At 40.7% G+C, this 20,848-nt stretch carries 12 protein-coding genes and 1 pseudogene; 12 read left to right on the top strand and 1 reads right to left on the bottom strand.

Annotation, left to right across the window (positions count from 1 at the left end):
* The first annotated feature begins 340 nt into the window (after positions 1-340).
* From ACT29I_RS00685 to ACT29I_RS00700, 4 genes are read left to right on the top strand one after another with little or no spacing between them, the layout of a single operon-like run.
* Positions 341-3,181, top strand: coding sequence for a glycoside hydrolase family 2 TIM barrel-domain containing protein (locus ACT29I_RS00685; RefSeq protein WP_444792475.1), 2,841 nt, complete (start codon positions 341-343; stop codon positions 3,179-3,181).
* 24 nt (positions 3,182-3,205) lie between these two features.
* Positions 3,206-3,418, top strand: coding sequence for a hypothetical protein (locus tag ACT29I_RS00690; protein ID WP_444792476.1), 213 nt, complete (start codon positions 3,206-3,208; stop codon positions 3,416-3,418).
* A 59-nt stretch (positions 3,419-3,477) separates the two neighbouring features.
* Positions 3,478-4,719, top strand: a complete 1,242-nt coding sequence (locus ACT29I_RS00695) for a hypothetical protein (RefSeq protein WP_444792477.1) — start codon at positions 3,478-3,480, stop codon at positions 4,717-4,719.
* 29 nt (positions 4,720-4,748) lie between these two features.
* The gene (locus ACT29I_RS00700; RefSeq protein ID WP_430932583.1) at positions 4,749-5,609 is read left to right on the top strand and encodes a hypothetical protein; all 861 of its coding nucleotides are present in this window, start codon (positions 4,749-4,751) and stop codon (positions 5,607-5,609) included.
* A 476-nt stretch (positions 5,610-6,085) separates the two neighbouring features.
* Here ACT29I_RS00700 and ACT29I_RS00705 read toward each other — a convergent pair whose 3' ends face one another.
* Complete coding sequence (locus ACT29I_RS00705; protein WP_430932584.1) at positions 6,086-6,319, bottom strand: hypothetical protein; 234 nt, start codon at positions 6,317-6,319, stop codon at positions 6,086-6,088.
* Positions 6,320-6,617: 298 nt separating this feature from the next.
* Between ACT29I_RS00705 and ACT29I_RS00710 the strand changes: the two genes are divergently transcribed.
* The 8 genes and pseudogenes from ACT29I_RS00710 to ACT29I_RS00745 all read left to right on the top strand — a co-directional run bounded on the left by ACT29I_RS00710 (position 6,618) and on the right by ACT29I_RS00745 (position 20,820).
* A complete protein-coding gene (locus ACT29I_RS00710; RefSeq protein ID WP_430932585.1) occupies positions 6,618-9,623 on the top strand; it encodes a glycosyl hydrolase in 3,006 nt (1,001 codons plus the stop codon).
* A 26-nt stretch (positions 9,624-9,649) separates the two neighbouring features.
* Positions 9,650-11,062 carry a hypothetical protein gene (locus ACT29I_RS00715; RefSeq protein ID WP_430932586.1) on the top strand — a complete coding sequence of 471 codons (1,413 nt, stop codon included), beginning with the start codon at positions 9,650-9,652 and terminating at the stop codon, positions 11,060-11,062.
* A 153-nt stretch (positions 11,063-11,215) separates the two neighbouring features.
* Complete coding sequence (locus tag ACT29I_RS00720; RefSeq protein WP_430932587.1) at positions 11,216-14,350, top strand: SusC/RagA family TonB-linked outer membrane protein; 3,135 nt, start codon at positions 11,216-11,218, stop codon at positions 14,348-14,350.
* Positions 14,351-14,511: 161 nt separating this feature from the next.
* On the top strand, positions 14,512-16,080 hold the full coding sequence (locus ACT29I_RS00725; protein ID WP_430932588.1) for a RagB/SusD family nutrient uptake outer membrane protein: 1,569 nt from the start codon (positions 14,512-14,514) through the stop codon (positions 16,078-16,080).
* Positions 16,081-16,467: 387 nt separating this feature from the next.
* Positions 16,468-16,593 carry a hypothetical protein gene (locus ACT29I_RS00730; RefSeq protein ID WP_430932589.1) on the top strand — a complete coding sequence of 42 codons (126 nt, stop codon included), beginning with the start codon at positions 16,468-16,470 and terminating at the stop codon, positions 16,591-16,593.
* A gap of 119 nt (positions 16,594-16,712) precedes the next feature.
* Positions 16,713-17,114 (top strand): annotated as a pseudogene (locus ACT29I_RS00735) (RagB/SusD family nutrient uptake outer membrane protein).
* Between the two features lie 373 nt (positions 17,115-17,487).
* Complete coding sequence (locus ACT29I_RS00740) at positions 17,488-19,017, top strand: sulfatase family protein (protein WP_430932590.1); 1,530 nt, start codon at positions 17,488-17,490, stop codon at positions 19,015-19,017.
* Between the two features lie 66 nt (positions 19,018-19,083).
* The gene (locus ACT29I_RS00745) at positions 19,084-20,820 is read left to right on the top strand and encodes an alpha-L-rhamnosidase-related protein (protein WP_430932591.1); all 1,737 of its coding nucleotides are present in this window, start codon (positions 19,084-19,086) and stop codon (positions 20,818-20,820) included.
* The last annotated feature ends 28 nt before the right edge of the window (positions 20,821-20,848 follow it).

Here is a 20,848-nt window from a genome sequence, read left to right on the forward strand (position 1 = left end):
TAACTTTAAATTGATTTATTTGTGTTGTTCAAAATAACGATTAGATAAGATATTTGTATGCTTCAGAAGTTCATTTTTTTATTTGTCAACGGAAAGAAAACCAAAGTATATCGTATAGGATAATGGTTGAATCATAAGGAACAGATGACTTATCTTGACCTATTAGTTCAAGTTTTGTGTAAAATTTAAATGTTTTGCAACATAAGTTCTGTTGCGTCATGTATATAATTCCTTTTTTAACTCCAAAAGTTTACAATGCCTTAAGCAATGTAAAAATAGAATATGATTTTAAGGATATTGCTATTTTCAAAAGTAGTGTAACGCTTTAAAGAATTAAAAAATGAAGGATTCTAACTGTAAGACTTTTTTATGGCTAATGATTATTAGCCTTTCTATACCAACTATCGTTGCACAACGAAAAGTATTTTTATCTGGGCAAGATGCCGCAACAGCGATCGACTGGGAATTTAAAATCAGTGATGGACGTAATAGCGGTTTCTGGACCACCATACCAGTGCCATCCAATTGGGAAACGGAAGGCTTTGGTTACTACCTCTACGGGATGGATAAAATGGAGAAACGAACACCTCCTTTAGGTTATTACCGTCATTCGTTTTCTTTTTCCAAGCAAAAGGCTAAGCGTTACTTTATCACTTTCCAAGGGGCGATGACCGATACCAAAGTCACCTTAAATAATAAAGAAGTAGGCTTTCATCAGGGCGGATTTACTGAATTTAAGTATGAAGTGAGCGATGCACTGAAAGATGGCGAAAACCGATTGGAAGTAGAAGTGAACAGTACATCTACTGACGCTTCTCTTGCAGCTGCTGAGCGCTATGCCGATTTCTGGCTATTTAGTGGTATTTTTCGCCCCGTATTTATTGATGAGGTTCCTGATGAGTTTATAGAAAACGTTGCCATTGATGCCCAAATGACAGGCGATTTCAAAATGTGGGTGTATACCAATGGTGTAGAAGAAGCCAATACGATTTCGGCACAGGTCTATGATGCTAAAGGTCATAAAGTAGGTAAGTCATTTTCGGCAAAAATTCAAGGTGAGAAAACAGGGTTAGTTTCTGGTTTTGATGATGTTGGCCTTTGGTCGCATGAGTTTCCTCAACTGTATTCTGTCGAAGTTCAATTGAAGAATAAGAATAAAGTGCTGCATACTTATACCCAGAAGTTTGGTTTTCGAACCTTTGAGGTACGCGATCACGATGGTTTTTATCTGAACGGGAAACGCATTTTATTGAAAGCGGCTAATATGCACAGTTTTAGTCCTGAGACGGGCCGTACACTTGCTAAAGCTGATATGGAGGAAAACATCCGTATCATGCAGAATTTAAATATGAACTGTGTACGCCCATGTCATTATCCACCGGATACCTATTTATTTGATTTATGTGATTCTTTAGGTTTGCTTTGTATGGATGAAACAACGGGTTGGGTTAAACCGCTTGCTACGCCAATCGGAACACAAATCGTTAAAGAAATTGTGACGAGGGATGTGAACCATCCGTCCATCATCTTATGGAGTAACGGTAATCACAATGCACATAATCCTGAACTTGACCTGGTATTTCATCAATGGGACATTCAGAAACGTCGTCCGTTAAAAAATGCACCTAAAAATGGCGATATTTTCAGAGGGTATACTCCTGAATGGGACATTGTGAATACAACCTATTATCCTAATTACGAAACCGTAAAGTGTGCTTTGTTTGAGCAAGATCATATTTATCTGCCCAACGAAACTTTACATGCGCTATACGACGGTGGTGGTGGTGCCAACCTGAAAACCTATTGGGATATGTTTGAGGCCTCAGAAGTTGGGGGCGGTTTAACCATCTGGGCGCTGTTTGATGAAGGATTGATGCGCACAGATATGGGCTACATTGTCGATAACCAGGGAGCAAAAGCTGCAGATGGTATCATTGGGCCACATGGCGAATGGGATGGTAGCTCTTATGCGGTTAGAGAAATTTGGTCGCCCGTTGTGATTGGTAATAAAAATATCGGCGTTGACTTCGATGGTACCTTAGAGGTGCACAATAAATTCTCGTTTACCAACCTGAACCAATGCCACATAGAATGGAAACTGATTAATTTTGCCAACCCCGATGGTACACCCAACGGACACAGGACTGTGGCATCCGGAAAAATAGATGCAAATGTGGCAGCAGGAGAGAAGGGAACGCTTTCGTTCGAAATACCCGAATCGTATGTGAATAACGATGCGCTTGGCATCCAGGTGTATGATACCAAAGGGATCCAGGTGTATGATAAGCGTATGCCTATCACCACCTCAAAGCGACCTGACTTTAGAGGGTCATTTAACGCCGGCTACAAGCAGTCAAAGGTTGATGCCTTTACTTTCCAACGCTATAAAACGACCTTGAAGTTTGATCGTAATAGTGGGATTTTGTTATCGGTGTTGGATAATGGTAAGCTTACCAGTTTGGCCAACTATCCATTCTTGACATTTGGTGAAGCCGATACTACGCTCGTCAATAGTTCTGTCAAAATATCACATGTCAGTGTGAATCAAGAGGGCAATGATTGGATTATTGAAGCTAAAGATACCAAAGGTTTCGACTATCTTAAGTGGACGCTGAAAGCCAACGGAGAAATAGCCTTGGACTACGCCTACACCCTTGATGAAGGCAAGTACCACTACGCCGGTATTGGTATCGAAGTGAGGGCTGAGGATGTCTTGCGTAAGCGCTTTCTTGGTCAAGGCCCTGAGCGTATCTGGAGCAACCGTAAAGAAGGAGGTGTCCTCGATGTGTATTCGGTAGAAAAACGAGTAAATATTCCAGGTCAAGTCTATAATGCACCTGCTTTTGAAGGCTGTTTTGCACCTTGGAATTGGGCCGTGTTTTATTTGGATAATCATCTAAATCTTGGCTTTAAAAATCAATCGGATGTGATTTTAGGTGTACTCAACCCGACCAATGCCAAAGATCCCAAACAAGCCCAATGGACTTATCCGACAAGAGAAGGTTTTTTCTTTTTCGATTATATCTCAGCTGTTGGTTCCAAATGGAAGAAGCCAACAGAGTTTGGGCCAGATGCACAACCTCATATGATTAACCAGCAGGTGAAAGGTTCCGTTTCTATGTTCATCAACTGGAATAAACCTACTGTAAAAGCGAAACGTGTGGATATGGAGCTGGAGTAAATTTAATATAGGATATTAGTACTTATGAATAGTAGATTATTATATCGAAGCTTTGTCTTGCCTATTGCTACCTTTTCGTTGGCGATGCATGCCCAGCGCAAAATATATCTTTCAGGCGAAGATGCTGCCACTGCTGTCAACCGGGATTTTAAAATCGATCATGGCGGCAGTGGTGTTTCCCGGACAACCATTCCTGTACCCTCTAACTGGGAGGCCGTAGGTTTTGGGTTTTTATGAAGATTGAAGAATAGTAATGAAATTAAAAGTTAATATTTATGTTTATGAATTATTTGAAGATGAAGTTTATACGAGCATTAATGTTAATGCTAAGCTTTTCCGCTTTCTTTGTTAAGGCGCAAGAAGCAAATTTAACAAATGCGATTGTCAGTGAAGATGTCGTTTTTGAAGAAAAAGCAGGTCTGGTAGCAGTGGAGGCCGAGTATTTTTATAAACAAAGCCGTACGGATATCAGGCAGTGGTACCGTTCCTCAAAATTCGAAGAGCCAAAAGCAGGCCGTGATGAGGATACCTTGCATGTCTACGGTTCTAGTAAAAATGCTTATATCGAAATTTTACCTGATACCCGCGTGACTCACGACGACCCGCTGGTAAGAGGTGAAAACTTTAGTGATATTCCTGGTATGATGGCTACAGTTCACTATAAGATTAAATTCACAAACCCCGGACGTTATTATGTTTGGGCACGGGCGATGAGCACAGGAGGCGAAGACAATGGTGTACATGTTGGCTTGAATGGACAATGGCCGGAGCATGGACAACGCTTACAATGGTGCATAGGCCGAAACCGCTGGACCTGGAGTAGCAAGCAACGGACGAAAGAAGTACATTGTGGTATTCCTTATGCCATTTACCTGGATATTGAAAAGCCAGGTGTACATGATGTGCAATTTAGTATGCGCGAAGATGGTTTTGAGTTTGATAAGTTCCTGTTAACAAAGGATAAGTATTACAAACCTGAAGGTAAAGGCCCTGAGGTGCTTGCCAATGCTATGCTCCCCGCTGCATATGCTTCTGTACCTGCACCCGTCATCCGAAAAAATTATTTCCAGTTGGTAGCGGAGGCATTGCCTGAGAATAAATCCATAGCAGCACAGAAATTTCCATCAGTCGGTACCGACTTTTATACCCATGGTAAAAACTGGATGGCCATTAACCCCAATACCCATAAAGAAGCCACTACCAGCACTGCATTCAACTTTGAAAGCGGGAAATACGATATTGTATTTATTGGTGTTGGAGAGAATGATGGACGTTCGACCTTTCAACTATTGGTGAATGGTAAAGAAGTGGGTACCTACCAACCACAGCCGACCGAAAACATGTTTGAAGAAGGTAAAGATTTTAATGCACTCTGGAAAAACATTGAATTAAAAAAAGGTGACAAGCTTACGGTAAATGCCAAAGTAGGTACAGATGGAAAGGAATTTTGTCGTGCACGATGGGCCGGCTTGGTGTTTGCGCCCGTGGGAAAAGGGGAAAAAATCCAGAATTTTCCTTCAACCTTCGATCCTAACTAACATTTGATATTACAGAAAAACAAAGCATTATGAATAAAATAGCTCTATTAATAATCGTCCTTTTTACTGTTTCAACAACAGGTTCAGCTACTGATATTAACCCACCTGCCGGTCGTATTGCCATTGTGGCCGATGGTAACTCTCCGGATCCGGATGATCTGGGAGGGACTGCTGTAACCATAGCCTTGTTAAGGGCTGCAGGTCTTGAAGATAGATTGGTGCACTATTCCCACAGTTGTGATATTGTTAGAAGTAATAGGATATCGGAAGAAGCGGAGAAAGAGCGCCATTTAATGATGCAATTAACCTGCGACGGAACAGCAAGACGCTGGGGAGGTTTTGAGCACATCGACTTTATTGACGCAAAGCGGAACTTAGATCTTGCCATCAAGGATTTGGCCAGTGCTATTAATGCATCAAGTGCCGACAATCCATTGTGGATTGTCGAAGCAGGAGAACCTGATTTAATTGGTTTTGCATTGGATGCATCATTAAGGGAGAGACACGAATTTGTAAAAGTGATAACCCACCATCCGGCCAATGACCAAACGGGCGAGTTTTATATGTGGGAGGAGATTTTGGAATTTAACGTTGAAGAGGTGCGTATTCCAGATCAGAACATCCTGCTAAAAGTAGATGAAGAAAAATGGGATTGGGCAAAGGACCATCCAGATCATCGTATGCAGTGGGTGTGGCTGATGGGAAAAATGGCCGAGGTGGATGATGTTGTTAAATTCCAAAAAGGGAAGTGGGACTGCTCTGATGCCGGTATGGTGTATTACTGGATAACAGGTGCAAATGTTAACAAAGGAGAGATTCAGCCTGCAGTATATGATATAAAAGCAATGCTACTAAATTATCTTGAAAAAGAAGTAAGATTGAATCATTAGTAGAGCGTTCTAAAAATTCTATGGAACGGTTTTGTACCCAAAGGTCTTTATGCAGAATCGTTCCGTAATCCCTCAAAATAAAAGATCCCATTAGATCACTAATTCTTTTGTTTTCTATTTCTTTCATACTTTCTATATCAAAGTATCCACTAGAGAAAACATTATATGGTTCAACCTATGAAATTATTACTGAAACAGAAATTCGTTTAGCGCAATATAGAGCAGGAATGTATTTGTTGGAAGTCACTACAGAACAAGCTAGATCTGTCAGGAAAATTATTCTTCAGTAAAGTAGATATTCATTTTAAGTACAGGAGCATCACAAGATCGGCGAAGTCAATGATTGGAATTTTTGAAGAGTTACATCAGGTAGCTTAAAATCATTAAATCAACTGATTCGATTGAGATAATTGATAGAAGTAAAAACCAACCTAACGTTCAGCTCAACCTGTCTTTTTGTGGGGTTTATATCTGTGCTAAACCCCATAAATAAGTATAAAACCATCCTCGTTTAAAATTCTCTTTTTATCGGTTTTCTTCGTCTCAAAAACACCTCCACTTTCGGTAAATGGAACAAACTGAAGTTCTTTTAGCACGCACACTTTTTCCCACGCAAACATATAGCTCCCCGGATGACCTTTGATAAGATTAGAATCACCCTTATTGATTTTTGCACTTCCTAAGCTGTTGACACAGAAATCCCACTTCATGTCGTGTTCAAATGATATTAAGTACTTCCGGTGATTATCCTACAAACCCATGTCATTTCATATAATAAAAATATCAGATTGTCAATATTAAATGGTGTAATTTTTAATGAACTTCATATCCGTAAATTCAGAAAGCAAAGATTAATGTTTTCATAAAAAGGGAGTTTGTGATCTAAATAATATTCTCAACAAGAAAAAAAGAATGTTGGTTGTTCAATGCTAACACTTCTTTTTTAAGTTAAAATGTGCTTTTATTGATATTATATAAATAATAAATAAGTTAAATAAAACCATGGTCATGAATAAAGCTAAAGAAGATAGTTTTATAACGATGCAATTTGTTTTAAGTGTTTGTTTGGCAGTTGTGCTTTTTTCAGCATGTAGTCAATATCAAGGGGATAATTCATTAAAACAAACTTTTTTCAATCCACCCGATGCTGCAAAACCAGGGGTGTACTGGTATTTTATGGATGGGAATTTGTCGCGCAAAGAGATGACAAATGACCTGGAGTCGATGAAGGAAGCAGGAATAAGCCACCTTATTTTTTTGGAAGTAGGGATTGGTGTACCACGCGGCTCGGTCGACTTTATGAGTGAGGAATGGCAGGATTTATATGTACATGCTGTGAGAGAGGCTGAACGTCTTGGGATTAAAATTTTGTTGGGTGCCGGTCCCGGTTGGTGTGGCAGTGGTGGTCCGTGGGTTAAGCCCGATGAATCGATGAAGCATTTGGTATTTAGCGAAACCGAAGTGATTGGAGGAAAACAAATAGAAGTAAAACTTCCCAAACCGAAACAACGCAGTACCACCTGGCATAAAACCAAAGATTCATATTATGAAGATGTAGCGGTTTATGCCATTCCAAAAACAGCGGTTCCGGTGATCGAAGCTATTAATGAAAAAGCGCTGTTTGAAAGAGATCCCTATTCTTCAAAACCAAATGTAAAGCCATATTTACCTGCTTTATCTAGTTATGATGAGCCAGAAAGAAAGAAAATACTTGCTTCTTCTCAAATGTTAAACGTAAGCCAATTTTTAAAAGCTAACGGACATTTTGCATGGGATGCACCAAAGGGCAAATGGACCATCATACGCATGGGTAAAAGAGTAACAGGGGCAGGAACGCGTCCTGCACCTGAACCTGCACTTGGTTTGGAAAGCAATAAAATGGATACCTCTGCATTCCGAAATCACCTGAGAAATTATACCGATATCCTGCTTAAAAAAACCACACCGCGTAAAGAAGGTGTTGGGTGGACTGGTTTTCACATGGATAGTTGGGAAAGCGGTGCTCAAAACTGGACCGATGGAATTGTTGAGGAGTTTAAGAAGCGGAGGGGCTACGATCCCGAACCTTATTTTTTGGCATATACCGGACGCGCCATTAACAGCGTAGAACTTACCGAACGCTTTTTATGGGACTTACGCCAAACATGCAAAGAATTGGTGCTAGAATATCATGTGGAATACGGGAAAGAGTATGCGCATAAAAATGGGCTAGAACTAACCATCGAACCTTACGATATGAACCCGGCAGGCGATTTGGATTTAGGTGCCATTGCTGATGTAATAATGGCTGAGTTTTGGAGCAATGGTTTTGGATTTCATACCATTTATGCAGTATTGCAGGCCTCTTCAATAGCACACATCAAAGGACATCCTGTGGTTGGAGCTGAGGTATTTACCTCACAACCAAAGGAAGCATGGAGCCTTTTTCCCGGGAATATGAAAAACCAAAGCGACTGGGCATTGGCGCACGGAATTAACCGATTTGTTTACCACACTTTTGCCCACAAACCACTGGGTGAAGAACACCGCCCCGGAATGACCATGGGACGATACGGCGTGCATTGGGACCGTGGGCAAACCTGGTGGCCAATGGTGGGTGCCTACCACGATTATATCAGTCGTTGTTCGCATATGATGCAACAAGGGCAGGCAGTGGCCGATATTCTTTATTTAACGCCCGAAGGTGCACCTATGATTTTTACCCCTCCGGCCGATGCATTGGTGGAAAATAATATGATACCGGATAAAAAAAACTACGGATTTGATGGCTGTTCACCCAAAATGCTCATGGAATGGGCAAGGGTTGAAAGTGGAAAAATTGTTTTTCCGGGTGCCACTTCTTACGAGCTTATGGTTTTGCCAAATTTTGAAACCATGACGCCTGACTTGTTAAAAAAGATTATCTCCTTGGTCGAAAAAGGGGCTAAAGTAGTTGGTGCGCCGCCTCTTAAATCCCCAAGTTTGGTTAATTATCCGGCTTGCGATATTGAAGTGAAAAACCTGGCCGAAAAACTTTGGGGCGCACTTCAAACTCCCAACACATTTAGCGAAATAAGTTTTGGAGAAGGTTTTGTTTTTTGGGGAGGAAATCTGGTCTCGGAAGAACTTTACCCAACCTATAAAAGTACTGCTGAACTCTTAACAAAATTAAATATTGCAGAAGATTTTAAATCGGATAACAATAGCATTCGGTTTGGACATCGTCAAACCGCCGACAAGGATATTTATTTTATTGCCAATAGAACAAAGGACTTTCAGAAAACGGTTTGTACTTTCCGTGCAACTGGTCAGCCTGAATTATGGATAGGAACCACGGGAGAAACCAGAAAGTTGACCAATTATACGGTTGAAAACGGTTTAACTAGCATTCCAATGGAATTCTTCCCGCACGAAAGCTTCTTTATTACTTTCTCAGGCAAAGCCGAGCCATCAGTTTCAACTAAAAATGCTGGCAATTTCCCTGCTTTTACTGAGCTTAAAACGCTAGAAGGTGCCTGGGATGTTTCCTTCAATTCAAAATTTGGAGGTCCTGAAAATATTGTTTTCGATAAACTTCAGGATTGGACGACACACAATATGCGCGGCATCAAATATTATTCAGGCATTGCGACCTATAAACAGACCTTTGAGATGGATAATGTGCCTGATAATGTAAGCTACATCGATCTTGGCGTAGTCAACGATATTGCCCGTGTTAAATTGAATGGGAAAGACCTGGGCGTAGTTTGGTGTGCCCCATGGCGTATCGATATTTCAAAGGCTTTACAACATGGAACGAACGAATTGGAGATAGAGGTGGCCAACCGTTGGGTGAATCGTTTGTTGGGCGACCGACAAGAACCCGATGCCAATGTGAGAACCATTAAGTTCAATAACGGATTATTGGGCGGACAGGAATATCGTACAGGTAGGTACACATTCACTACAAAACTGTCGATGAGTGCTTTTCACTATACAGAACCGCTTTCTTCCGGATTACTGGGGCCAGTGCGAATCATGAATGTTGATAATTAGAAATACAAATCCAAAATAAAATATAAATGTCAAAAATAGGATTGTTCGGAATTGGTCTGGATACATACTGGGATCAATTCGATGGATTATTAGAACGGTTAAAAGGCTACCAAAATCAAATTGCCGGTAAAATGATGGAATTTGGTGCCGAGGTGGTTGATGCAGGCTTGGTCGACTCACCTGAAAAAGCACAGTTAGCTGGAGATTTCTTAAAGACTAGCGATGTAGATGTTGTATTTCTATATGTTTCGACCTATGCCTTGTCGTCAACGGTATTGCCCGTAGCACAAAAGTTGAAATGCCCAATTATCATTTTAAACATACAACCGGTTGCAGCCATCGATTACGAAAGATTTAACAAACTGGGTGACCGTGGCGTAATGACCGGAGAATGGTTAGCGCATTGTCAGGCATGCTCTGCGCCCGAGTTGGCAAATGTGTTTAATCGTGCCGGAATTGGCTACGAGTTTATAACCGGCTATCTGGGCGAGGAGGCTGTTTGGGATGAAATGCAATCGTGGATTGAAGCTGCAAATGTTGCTGCCGCCATCCGCACAAATCGTTTGGGCGTATTGGGGCATTATTACTGTGGTATGTTGGATGTATATACCGACCTCACTAAACAAGCGGCTGCATTTGGTACCCACATTGAGTTGGTTGAAATGTGTGAGGTGAAAAAACACCGCGATGCTGCAACTTATGACGAGGTTGAAGCCAAAATCACTGAATTCAAAAGTACTTTCGAAGTAGTTGATGCCTGCGAACAGGACGAGATTGAGCGCGCTGCTCGTACTTCGGTGGCGCTCGATAAATTGGTTGAAGCGCACAACCTGGGTTCGATGGCTTATTACTACGAAGGCGAAGCTGGCAACGATTACGAGAACATTGTAACCTCGGTTATTGCTGGAAATACTTTACTTACCGGTAAAAATGTTCCGGTGGCAGGGGAATGCGAAGTGAAAAATGCACAGGCCATGAAAATTATGGACTTGTTTGGCGTTGGTGGATCATTTTCAGAATTCTATGCCATGGATTTTAACGACGACATTGTAATGTTGGGTCATGATGGCCCAGCTCATTTTGCCATTGCCCAAGGAAACGTGCAACTAGTTCCGCTTCCCATTTATCATGGAAAGCCGGGTAAAGGGTTATCGATACAGATGACCGTGAAACATGGCCCTGTTACCATTCTTTCGGTGGTTGAAGGGAAAGACAAAGTGTTTTTATTGGTGGCTGAAGGAGAGTCAGTTAAAGGTCCTATCCTGCAAATTGGAAATACAAACAGTCGTTACCGTTTTTCGATTGGCGCAAAAGCGTTTATGAATCAATGGTCGAAACAAGGCCCTGCCCACCATTGTGCCATCGGCGTTGGACATATTGCTGATAAGATTGAAAAGTTAGGGCATTTAATGCAAATAAAAGTGGTTAAAATTTGCTGACATAGAAATAAGGAATAAAGCAAGAATAATAAAATTGTTGATTAATATAAAGCCTATGTGATGAGACTGTTAAAGAAAGAGAGGAACTGTTCTACCATTTCCTCCAGAATAGAAGTGTAACTAATACTTTTAATCTTAATTAAATTCAAATTTATGAAAAAAAAGAAAATCATTTATTCATGGATACAGAATGATCCATGGAACAAAACAGTTAAAGTAACGAATGTATTATTCATCCTGTTAGCGATGAGCATGATTTCATTTGCTGCCGATGGCTATTCAGTTAGCAACACAAACCCAGAGTCCGTTTTCCAACAACAAAAATCCGTTACAGGAACAGTAAACGACAATGCCGGTCAGCCACTACCAGGAGTTACGGTGGTATTAAAAGGTACTACCCAAGGAACAATTACCGACATCGACGGCAACTTTCAGATACTTAATATTAAAGCTGGTGATGTGTTGGTGTTTTCCTTTGTAGGGATGGTATCCCAGGAAATAACCGTTGGTAGCCAAACCGTGATTAACGTTACCATGGCAGCTGATGCCATTGGCCTAGATGAGGTTGTGGCTATTGGGTATGGAGCGGTAAGAAAATCAGATCTTACAGGTGCTGTTTCAACTGTTGATGCAAAAGCTCTTGAACGTAATCCTGTTGCACGTGTTGACCAGGCGTTGCAAGGTAGGGCTGCAGGTGTGCAAATTACCCAAACAAGTGGTGCGCCAGGAGCAGGTACAGTTATCAGGGTACGTGGTGGTAACTCAATTCAGGGAACCAACGAACCATTGTGGGTTATTGATGGAATTATAGTTGGTCAGGATTTCAACCTTAACAACCTAAACGCGAACGACATTAAATCGATCGAAATCCTTAAAGATGCCTCGTCAATTGCCATTTATGGCTCGAGGGGAGCCAATGGAGTTGTATTGGTTAACACCAAGAGTGGTGGTGCTACCGGAGGTAAACCACAGATAAATTTGGGTGTTTATGCAGGTACACAACTGGTTCCCGAACGACCTAAATATTTGAGCCAGGTGCAACAAATAGCATATACGAATGAAGACGCACTGTTCAGATCAGCATCGGTGCCATTCCCGAATGATCCTTCAACCTACCCGGATAACGATTGGTTTCACTTGCTATTGGATCCATCTCCTATTTATAATGCCGATCTTTCAATTGCAGGTTCATCAGAGAATGGAAATGTAAAATATTATACTTCGCTAAACTATTTCGAACAGGATGGATTGATTAAAAGCACCGGAATTGAGAAATATATCTTCAGATCCAATCTCGATATTAAATTAAGTGAAAAATTAAGCGCGGGTTTCCGTCTTAATTATTCCAGAATCCATCAGGACAATGGATCATTTGGATACACCAATTTGATTGGAGGTATTTTGCCAACCCAACCAATTTATAATGAAGATGGGACCTACAATGGTTTTAATGAGGTAATTGGCTCACCTTTCTCAAACCCGGTGGCCAAAGCGGCATTAAATACAAACGAAACCTACACAAATAATTTTCTGACAACTGCTTATTTGGAATTTAGGCCAACTGAAAAATGGGTCATTCGTTCTACGTTTAGTCCGGAAATAAATAATACCAAAACGAATGTTTTTAATTCCAGTCAGCAGCCAGACTTATTGGAGGTAGGTGATACCGGTAGCGCAGAGGTGAGAGCCCTGTCAAGTATGGGATGGAATAACGAAAATACCGCTCAATACCAAACGGATTTAGGAGAGAACCACCGCATTACAGCGCTGGCGGGTGCTTCATTTCAGAAATTTAGTGCAGAAAGTGTGTTTGCTGAAGCCTATGGTATCACATCTGACGCAACAAAGTTTAATAATCTGGCCCTTGGATCTGATCCAACGCGGAATATCATCGGAAGCGATTACGATGCATTTCAGATTGTTTCCTTTTTTGGCCGTTTAAACTATTCATACAAGGATAAGTATTTATTGACTTTGGTTGGTCGATCTGATGGTTCGTCACGCTTTGCCCCAGGTAATAAATTCGAGTTTTATCCTTCTATAGCTGGTGCATGGAGGGTGTCGGAAGAAGAATTCATGCAGGACGTAAATTTCGTCGATAATCTTAAGCTAAGAGCTAGTTATGGACGTTCAGGTAGTCAGGGTATTGATTCGTACAGAACTTTAGCACTGATGACTGCAGCCAGTACAACCTTTGGTGGCAGTCAAAACCCGGGCGTAACTTTAGGACGGCCAGCAAACCCAGCTTTGAAATGGGAAACTACCAATCAGCTCGATTTAGCAGTGGAAGCAACGTTTTTTGGTGGACGTATTTTCACAGAGCTAAACTACTATCGTAAGGAAACCAATGACTTATTATTAGAAGTTGTTGTTCCTCGTCAGACGGGATTTACAGGGCAGCTGCAGAATATAGGTTCGCTGGAAAACAAAGGTTGGGAGTTTATTATGAAAACCATTAATGTTAGTAATAAGGATTTTAGTTGGAAATCAACCTTGACATTGTCAGCCAATAAAAATAAAGTTTTAGATCTTGGGGGACAGGAGTATATTGATGTTGTCGTAGATGAAATTTTAGGATCAGGCAATACCCGTATCATTGTAGGTGAACCAACACCCGTGTTTACAGGTGTCCGTTACCTGGGAACATGGAAGAGCCAGGACGAAATTGACGCTTCCGGATTAAACCCTGCTTCTCAGGTAGTTGGAGGTCCTCGTTTTGAGGACAAAAACAAAGACGGAATAATATCTACAGAGGATTATGTCGTGCTCGGTAGCCCGCAGGCTGACTTGGTTTTTGGTTTTGATAATTCAATTACCTACAAGAATTTTGATTTGAATTTCTTCTTTCAGGGGACTCTTGGTAACGAAGTATATAACTTAAGAAGCCAAAATAGCTTGCTTACACGTGGTGAAGCGCCTAAATACATTGATTTAGCAAACAGGTGGACACCAGATAACCCAACTTCGGATATTCCAAGAGCTGGAGCAGATGCCGTTACCCAAATTGTTAGTAACTCGTTGTTTGTAGAGGATGGCTCACATCTCCGTTTAAAAACGGTGCGATTGAACTATAATCTACCGGTTCGTAAGTTAGGTTGGAGTGGAGTGGAAAGGATGTCGGTTTACGCTTCCGGTACAAACCTGTTCCTGAAATCTAAGTTCAGATTAATAGATCCGGAAACAAGTAAATACGGAAAAGATGGCGTGGGAAATATTGCTCAGGGTTTTTCAAGTGGAGAATACCCCGCCGCCAAGGTGCTGACACTGGGTGTAAATGTAACTTTTTAAGAATTGTGCAAATAAAAAAATGTAGATATGAAACGAGCCATGAGTGTAGCTCCTCACACAACTTGTTCTGCCCTAGCAGAATCTTGTCCCGCCTAGCGGGAGGGGAAGCATGATTGGCGTGTTCCATGGAATACCATATATGAACAAATAATTTTAATGAGATGAAAAAGAAACTATATATATATTCTTTATTGATGCTTTTTGCATTTGCAGGATGTGAAAGTTTCCTGGAAGAAGTACCAAGAGATATTATTGCCCCCGAAAACTTCTTTAGTTCAGAAGCTGATGCACGACAAGCTGTAACCGGTATTTATGCGATATTAAAGAATAACTCACTATATGGACAGGTGGGACTGGATCATTTTTATGATAACGGAGCGGATATTATTGAGCCCAACCGTATCGCTGATTTCGTAGCACCAATTGGAAATTATGTAATAGATGAGGCTGTTGCAGATCGGTCTATTCAAAAAATGAGTGTTTCTGACAGCTGGAAGGATCTTTATAAAATAATTCTCAATGCAAATGTGATTTTAGATCGGATCGAAGGGAACGATGCTCTTACAGAGGCTGTACAAACCGATATCAAGGCCGAGGTTTTGTTCCTGCGTTCGTTGTGTTACTGGCATATTACAAACCTGTGGGGCGATGCGCCTTATTACATAGAGGCCTTAACTATCAATGAAATTAAAGTTTTAGGTAGATCCGATAAGCAAATTATTTTGGACGGTATTATGCAGGATTTGCAATACGCGCAGGATAACATGCCCCGAAGAAACCAAATTACTGAATCACAGAGAGGACGAGCATCAAAATGGTGTGCTGCAATGATTATGGCAAAGATTTATATGCAAGAACATGAATGGCAAAAAGGCCTAAGTAAATGTCTTGAGATTATAAACCAATCTTCACATCAATTGCTGCCCACTTATGATGAGGTTTTTGATCCTGAAAATGAATATAACGATGAGATTATCTGGTCATTGGATTTTGCAAAAGACATTGTTGGGCAGTTTGAAGTTGGCGTCCCTGTATTACCAGGGAATGGAAACTGGAGACCAAGTCTGTTTAATCCCCGGTTGAGGGATGAACCTAAAAATTCAGTAGACAGGGCTGCATTGTCTGCAGCGCTTACCGCAAGGGGAGAATCTTTTAATGGTACCGGACTGCAAGTTGCTTCAAAGGATTTTGCTGAAAAATTCCCGTTGAATGATTTGAGAAGACCTTTGAATATAATGGATAGTTATTTAGGTTACGAACTAAATTATCCCTATATGCTAAAATTCATGAACCTGGATTTGGAGACTTCTCCTCGTTTTAACCACTCCGATAACAGGTTGGTATTCCGTTTGGCCGATGTTTATTTGATGGCTGCTGAGTGTGAAAACGAAGCAAATGGTCCTGCCAATGCTTATCAGTATATCGAACCGATTCGGAAAAGAGCTTATGCCACCGAGCCCGAGTGGAAATTATCTGGTCTGTCTCAACAAGAGTTTAGAGAAGCAATTTACGATGAGCGTAAATGGGAGTTAGCCGGAGAATGTATGAGAAGATATGACCTGATCAGATGGGGCATTTTATTGGATGTAGTTCAAAATCTGGAATATCGTTTTTGGACACCTAATTTGAATATTAAGCCTCATCATGTCCTGCTGCCGATACCGTTGCAGGAGTTGCAAACAAATCCTGTCTTATTGGAATCTGATCCTACAAATAATGGATACAGATAAACAGGTTGTGAACGTTAAAAGCAGAATAAATTTTTGGAATTGAAATAGTTTAATAGTTTAAAAATTACAAAAACCGTTGAGGATATACTCAACGGTTTTTATACCCATCAATTTTGATCTTCTTCCAACATTAACAAGGATGGTATTTCTAAATGTAAAAGTGAACTGTGGAATATCATTTCGTACCAAACAATAGCTTGGTTGGCCAATAAAACCGAAACCGATATAAACGGATTTACTTTTATGAAAAGATTTAATTTTGGAATTTTTATCGGTGTGCGCTTTGTTTATGCTTTGTGTGTCAAACAAAACCGTTAGTACAATATGATGTGAGCTTATTTCGAGCAACCTTTAAGTTCTGCAGAGCCCGGCATTTACTGGTATTTTATGGAAGGTTATCAGGATAAACAGGAAATGACTACCGACCCGGAATCCATGAAAAAAGCAGGAATTGGCTACAAACTTTTTCTCGAAGTAAACGGGGTTGTACCTAGGGCCTGTGAAACTTCTTAGTGATGAGTAGCAGAATAATTTTGTTCATGCCGTTAAGGAATTTGAGCGTTTGGGAATTCCACTTACCCTGGGCTCCGTGACGGGTTGGACTGACAGTGGTGGCAATTCGTTAAGCTGATGTGCTGTTAATGTTGGCAGAAGCTATAAATGAAGAGTCTGGTCCTAACGCCGAAAGTTATGAATATGTCAATTCATTACGCTTAAGAGCCGGACTTGCTCCATTAAGTGGTCTTAACAAAGATTCTTTCCGTGTAGCAGTACTAAAAGAAAGAAGAGTTGAATTGGCGTTTTAAAATCATCGCTGGTACGACCTGATAAGAACTATGAGTACTATTGAGTTGGCAGAATTTATGAATGCACATGGTGCCAGAGAGCAAAATGAGCAAACAACTGATAGGGGAGGAGTTACATTTACTACTGGTGATTACAAATTTGATGCCTTTGAGGCATTGTTCCCAATACCCGAATCTGAAAGATTGATAAACAGTAAATTAACGCAAAATGATGGGTATTGCGTTTAAAAGGGTGAAACATTAGTTTGTGTACCTGTCTGGTGATTTAGTCTGGTAAGTTAGATTTTAAATGGGAGTTCAGACTTTAAAAGCTAGCTTCCATTTTTCGGAGTTATTTTTGTTGATATTGGCTTTTTCTTCTGTGTCATTTTATGCAGTGAAAATATCAGTTTGTCAATTGATTTTCGTTTTATAAAAAGTGTCATTTAGCTTTTATCCAATGTTACTATTTGTGCATTATGGCAAATAATGAGGCATTGGTACAAAAGTCAAAAAATTAGCACAATAATGAAAAAAAATAGCCCGACAGTATTGTACGTTTAAAACAAACTAAATGCAATTTCAAACTTTTTATAAAGAGTAAAACAAAAATAACGAAATAATGATTATACCAAACTATAGAAAGTCAAATTTGGCTATTCTGCTAATGGGGGTTTTCATCCTGTTTAGCGCCTGCACATCGAAAGTTAATAAAAAGAAACACGAGCGCCCCAACATTATTTTCTTAATGGACGACCAACACCGTTGGGATGCTTTGGGAGTAGAAAATGGAGAAATAATAACGCCAACTTTGGATAAGTTGGCAAAGAATGGTGTTCGTTTTACCCAGGCGGTTTGTCAGGCTCCCATGTGCGTTCCCAGTCGAAATTCAATGATGTTAGGATTATATGCCAATCAAACCGGCGTATTACAAAATGCGCGTGGTATTCCGGATGATAAATTACCCACAAAGCCACTTGCACAGGTTTTTCAGGATGCCGGTTACGAAACAGTCGGTTTTGGAAAAACACATTGGGGCGTGCGTTGCAACACCCGTGGATTTGAAACACGATATATAGCAGAATGCTTTGAAGAGGGCGCAGTAATGATGAAAGACCTTGACCCCGATAAAAAACAACGTTACCTGGATGAAACCATTGGTTACGGGCCTGGTGAGGAAGATCCATCGGGTTATATCGGCGAAACCAGCAAGCTTCCCGAAGGCGATCACCGTGATGGCTGGGTGACTGAAAAATGCCTGGATTACATTAAGAACAGACAAGATGAAAGACCTCTGTTTTTGTATCTCTCATTTCTAAAACCACATGCAGGACATAACGTTCCGGTCGGTTTTGAGGATAATTATAATTTGGACGAAACGGTATATGCCGAACAACCTCCATGGGAAAAAGACAACTCGCCTCACGCTGAAGGAGTAAACCGCCGCGAATTGTACGAAGGGTTTTGGAAAGAGGCCTCAGAACAACAATGGAAAGAAATGACCATGCGTTATTATGCCAACTGCACATGGATTGATGATATGTTCGGACGCGCTATGAAGGCTTTGGAAGAAAAAGGCTTGCTCGAAAACTCAATCATCATTTACGTTTCCGACCATGGCGAAATGTTGGGCGAACGGTATTACCGATTTAACAAATATTGTTTGTACGATGCCAGTGTACGCGTTCCAATTATCATCTCCGGAGCTGCTTTGCCCGAAGATTGGAAAGGTAAAGAAGATGCTCGTCCGGCTGAGCTGGTGGACATTTATCCGACCTTGTTAAAAGCTGCAGGAATTGAAGTGCCAGAAAAATCTGCCGGAATGAATCTCTTGGAGAAAAATGCAACTCGTAAAGCTTCATTTTGTGCCCTGCACGAACGAAAGGACGAAGCTTCCTTTATGGTGAGAACTCAAAACCATAAGTTGATTTTATGTTTTGCCCGAAAAGAAGATGCTTCAACATATACCGAAGCTGATATTGTGGGTGGCGAATTTTATGATTTGCAGAAAGATCCCAAGGAGTGGAATAATCTCTATGATGAAAAAGCCATCGAAAAGCATAGAATTGAGATGACTGAAATAATGATGGGGAAATTAGGAACAATGAGTTGTTTGGTATCCAATGCCAAATCGGAAATACAATCGAATTAACTGAAGATAACTAAGTATGGGATATAATATTTGACACAATTTTGTTCATATTACAATCAATTCAAAATGAAAAATATATTTGTAACGGTATTAATATTAGGTATTCTAATCGGCTGCAATCGACCATATTCCAAACAGACAGAGGCTGAGGAGCATTCATATAAAATTGAACGCACCTACATTACACCAACCCGGATCGTGTGGCAGTCCGGTGATGTTAAAAATACAAAACAACTCCTAAAAGAAGGACGGCATCAGGCAACAACCAAAAAAAATGATCTTGTTGAGTTTAATAATGGTGAAAGTACGGCTGCTATTCTATTGGATTTTGGAAAAGAGATGCATGGAGGATTGGAGATCGTTACAGGAATGTTTAAAGGTAAAAAGCCAATTCAAGTGCGTGTTCGTTTTGGTGAATCGGTATCAGAAGCAATGTCTGACGTTGGCGAAGATGGTGCAACAAATGACCATGCAGTGAGAGATATGACCTTACAGTTGCCTTGGTGCGGTAAAATCGAAGTAGGTAATACCGGGTTTCGCTTTGTTCGAATTGATTTACTGGATAAAGACAGAGTATTATTACTAAAGGAAATGAGTGCTATTTCTGTGATGCGTGATATTCCTTACCTGGGTTCTTTTCAATCAAACGACGAACGACTAAATAAAGTATGGCAAACAGGCGCTTATACCGTTCATCTTAATATGCAAGAATATTTATGGGATGGTATCAAACGTGACCGTCTGGTTTGGGTGGGAGATATGCACCCCGAAGTCATGACTATTCTTGCTGCTTTTGGCGCAAATGAGGTCGTCACTAAATCCTTGGATTTAATGGAAGAAATTACACCACTCCCTGGTTGGATGAATGGTAATTTTAGTTCTTATTCTATGTGGTGGTTGCTTATTCAACACCAATGGTACATGAATACAGGCGATGTCGGTTATTTGCAAAAACACAAAGAATACATCTATGGCTTATTAGAAGTTTTAGAAGAAAATATTGATAGTGATGGAAAAGAAAGCTTTGAAGGAAGGTGTTTCCTGGATTGGCCTACCAGAAGTGACCAGATTGAAGTGAGAAAGGGTATGCAGGCTTTGCTGGCCATGTCTTTCGATGCAGGAGAAGATATTGCTCTCACATTCGGGAACGAAGAGAAAGCCAAACACTATAAGGCAGTCTCTGAAAAGTTGAAAAGCTACCAGCACGAGTTTCCCAAAAGAAAATCACCAGGTGCATTATTAGCTATGGCAGGCATTTTAGATCCCAAAGAGGTCAATGATGATTTGCTGGTGAAAGATGGCGTTAAAGACATTTCTACATTCTACGGGTATTACGTGCTTAATGCCATGGCAATGGCAGGTAACCATCAAGGGGCAATCGATGTCATAAGAGAGTATTGGGGCGGAATGCTTGATCTAGGAGCCACCTCGTTTTGGGAGGATTTTGACATTGATTGGATGGATAATGCCGGGCGTATTGACGAGATCGTTCCCGATGATAAAGTGGATGTCCATAGAACGTATGGTAATTATTGCTATGTAGGCCTCAGGCATAGCTTTTGTCATGGCTGGGCATCAGGACCAACAGCATGGTTGTCGCAATACGTACTTGGTGTAAACATAGTGGCTCCCGGCTGTAAAAAAATAAGAATCGAACCACACTTGGGAGATCTGGAATGGGTAGAAGGTACCTACCCCACACCTTATGGCTTAGTGCATATTAAACACACAAAGGACAGTAAGGGGAATGTAAAATCAGAAATAAAAGCGCCCAAGGAAATAGAGATAATAAAAATCAAATAATATGGAGCTTTCTTTCTGAATACTTGAT

The sequence above is a fragment of the Saccharicrinis sp. GN24d3 genome (assembly GCF_052400645.1).
Lineage (GTDB): Bacteria > Bacteroidota > Bacteroidia > Bacteroidales > Marinilabiliaceae > Saccharicrinis.